Raw genomic sequence first — 2886 nt, 5'->3', positions numbered from 1 at the left:
GCGATCTCCTCGCCGAACTCGGTCAGCTCGGCCACCCCCGCGACCGGGCCACCGGCGAGCATGCCGTCCGCGCCGACGAGCAGCGCCACCGGGTCGCCGGCCACGCCGAGGCTGCTCCACGCCTGGGCGTCGGGGTCGCGCAGCCATCCGTGCGGCCAGTCGAAGCCCCGCAGATCGAAGTCCATCGGCACCGAGGCGATCGCCCGGACATCGATCGCCGGCATCCGCTCGCGCCAGTTGCGCGCGAGGGCGATGGCCTCGTGGCTGCGCCCGCACCCGCAGGTGATGAAGACGAGCAGTTGGGCGCGCTCGAGGGCCAGGCCGCGCATGGTGACCGGCTGGTTGCCGTCGAGGAACATCAGCGGCGGAATCGTTTCGCGCACATAGTCATCCGGATCGGCCGTCTCGGTCGCTGCCGGCGCGGGCTGTCCGTGGGCGCCGTAGGCGGGCACTCGAGGCCGTCGCTCGCCGACGATCCAACGGGTGATCGCGGCGGTCACGGCCAACGCACCCAGCCACGTCCACGTCGCCCGGCTGCCCGGCAGCAGCGTCCCCGGCACCGTGTGCCCGCGCGCGCCCCAGACCACGGCGGCCAGGGCGAGTGCGCTGAGCACGACGTTACGAACCAGCGTGTCGATGGTGATCGGGGCACCGATCGTCCCGAAGCACCCGCAGGAGGGCCGGGGGCTGAAGGTCAGCCCGCGGGCGACGACCGCTGTATACGCGAGCATCAGCCCCAGCGTGAGCGCGGCCACGACGGTGAACGCGGGGGCCCACGGCAAGACAAAGAGCGCGACCCCGAGAACGGCCTCGATCGGCGGCAGCCACTGGACCGGGCCTTCGAGGGCGCGCGGCAGCCGGAGCAGCCGCGTGGCCGACACCAGGGAGGGCCGGTTGCTCCACTTGGCCTGGGCAGCGAGCAGGAGAACGACCGCCAGGAGAAGAGGAGCGGCCACGAGCGCGTCGATCACCGGTGAAGTCTACTTTTGCCGCGGCGGCGCATCCGCCGAAGGGATGATGCCCGGCGGTGGCCCCGGTGGGGCTGCCGAACCTACCGTCGAAGCATGACGAGTTACCTCTACCGCAGCGCCGCCACCTGGGCCGGAATCGGACTGGCCGGCGGCCTCTTCTATCGCACACTGACCCACTCGCGCGACTTCGACGGCCGCACCCAGCTCGCGGTCGTACACACGCACACCCTGGTCTTGGGCATGGTCACGCTGCTCGCGGTCCTCGCCCTCCACCTGGTCCTCGACCTCGACGCGGATCGCCGCGGCCGGTGGGCCCTCCATACCTGGAACGCCGGCTTGGCGGTCACCAGCGGGACGATGTTGGTCAAGGGCACCCTGCAGGTGACCGGACGCGCCTATGACCTGCCGGCGCTCGCCGGCGTCGCCGGGCTCGGGCACATCGCCCTGACGGCGGCAGTGATCCTGCTCTTCTTGACGATCGGTGCGCGCCTGCGCGCACGCCGCGAGGACGCGGCCCAACCGACCGCCGAACCGGTGACCGTCGCGTGAGCACCGCGGCCGACCGCAAGTGGTTCGCGCTCGGCACGCTCGCCCTCGGGCTGTCGATGATCGTCCTCGACGGCACCATCGTCGGCGTCGCCCTGCCGCGCATCATCACCGATCTCCACCTCGACCTGACCGACGCGCAGTGGGTCAACAGCCTCTACTCGATGATCTTCGCCGCCCTGTTGCTGACCTTTGGCCGGCTCGGGGACCGCTTCGGGCGGCGCCGGCTCTTCCTTGTCGGTGTCCTCGTCTTCGTCGCCGGGTCGATCACCGCGGCGCGCGCCGACGCGGCAAGCGCCCTGATCGCGAGCCGCGCCCTCCAGGGCGTGGGTGGCGCGATGGTGTTGCCCGCCACCTTGTCCACGGTCAACGCGACCTTCCGAGGGAAGGACCGCGCCGTCGCCTTCGGCGTCTGGGGCGCCGTCATGGCCGGTATGGCGGCGGTGGGCCCGCTGCTCGGCGGCTGGCTGACCACCAGCTTCGACTGGCGCTGGATCTTCCTGGTCAATGTGCCGCTCGGCGCGCTCGTCCTGGTGGGCACGTTGCTCTGGGTCCCGGAGACCCGGTCCGCCACCAAGGCCCGCGGCTTCGACGCCGACGGCCTGCTCACCAGCGGCATCGGCCTGGCGCTGGTGGTCTTCGCCCTCATCGAGGGCACCGACCTAGGCTGGTGGAAGCCCTTGCGGCAGTTCACGATTGCCGGTATGACATGGCCCGCGACCGCGCCCGTCTCACCTGTCCCGGTGGCCGCCCTAGTCGGCGTCGTCTTCATCGCGCTGTTCGTGGTCTGGGAGCGGCACCGGGCGCGGGTGCAGCGGGACGCGATCCTCGACCTGAGCCTGTTCACCTTCCCGACCTTCACGTGGGGCAACCTCACCGCCTTGACCGTGGCGGCCGGCGAATTCGCCCTGGTCTTCGTCATGCCACTCTTCCTGGTCAATGCCCTGGGGCTGAGCATCATGGGCGCCGGCTGGGTGCTCGCCGCGATGGCCGGTGGTGCCTTCCTCGCCGGAGCGAGCGCACGGCACGTGGCGGAGCGCTTCAGCGCGACCATGGTCGTGCTCATCGGCCTGAGCCTGGAGCTCGTCGGGGTGCTGTCGACCGCCCTCGTCTTGGGCCGGGGCACCTCGTCGTGGCTGATCGCGGCGACGCTCACGGCATACGGGGTGGGATTGGGGCTCGCGTCGGCGCAGCTGACCTCGACCGTGCTGGGCGACATCCCGGCCGACCGCTCCGGCTCGGCATCCGCGACGCAGTCCACCGTTCGGCAGGTGGGCTCGGCACTCGGCTCCGCGGTGGCCGGTGGAGCGCTCGCCGTGGCGCTTGCGCACACGCTGCCCGACCGGCTGGCGACCATCGCCGGTCTGCC

General features: G+C 71.7%; 3 protein-coding genes. 2 read left to right on the top strand and 1 reads right to left on the bottom strand.

What is annotated here, in order from left to right:
- Nucleotides 1-971: MauE/DoxX family redox-associated membrane protein (locus PKH97_RS15550; protein ID WP_324388510.1), on the bottom strand; the 971-nt coding region annotated here is incomplete at its 3' end.
- A 93-nt stretch (nt 972-1064) separates the two neighbouring features.
- Between PKH97_RS15550 and PKH97_RS15545 the strand changes: the two genes are divergently transcribed.
- Nucleotides 1065-1520: a DUF2871 domain-containing protein gene (locus tag PKH97_RS15545; RefSeq protein ID WP_324388509.1), complete on the top strand. Its 456-nt coding sequence runs from the start codon at nt 1065-1067 to the stop codon at nt 1518-1520.
- Between the two features lie 56 nt (nt 1521-1576).
- Nucleotides 1577-2886 (top strand): MFS transporter (locus tag PKH97_RS15540; protein WP_324388511.1); only part of this gene is annotated, 1310 nt, incomplete at its 3' end.

It is taken from the genome of Nostocoides sp. (genome assembly GCF_035343835.1).
GTDB lineage: Bacteria > Actinomycetota > Actinomycetes > Actinomycetales > Dermatophilaceae > Nostocoides_A > Nostocoides_A vanveenii.
This window is presented reverse-complemented; position numbering and strand designations above follow the sequence as displayed.

Excerpts from the sequence above, each read along its gene's own strand:
- PKH97_RS15545 (WP_324388509.1), top strand. The coding sequence starts at position 1,065 with ATGACGAGTTACCTCTACCGCAGCGCCGCCACCTGGGCCGGAATCGGA.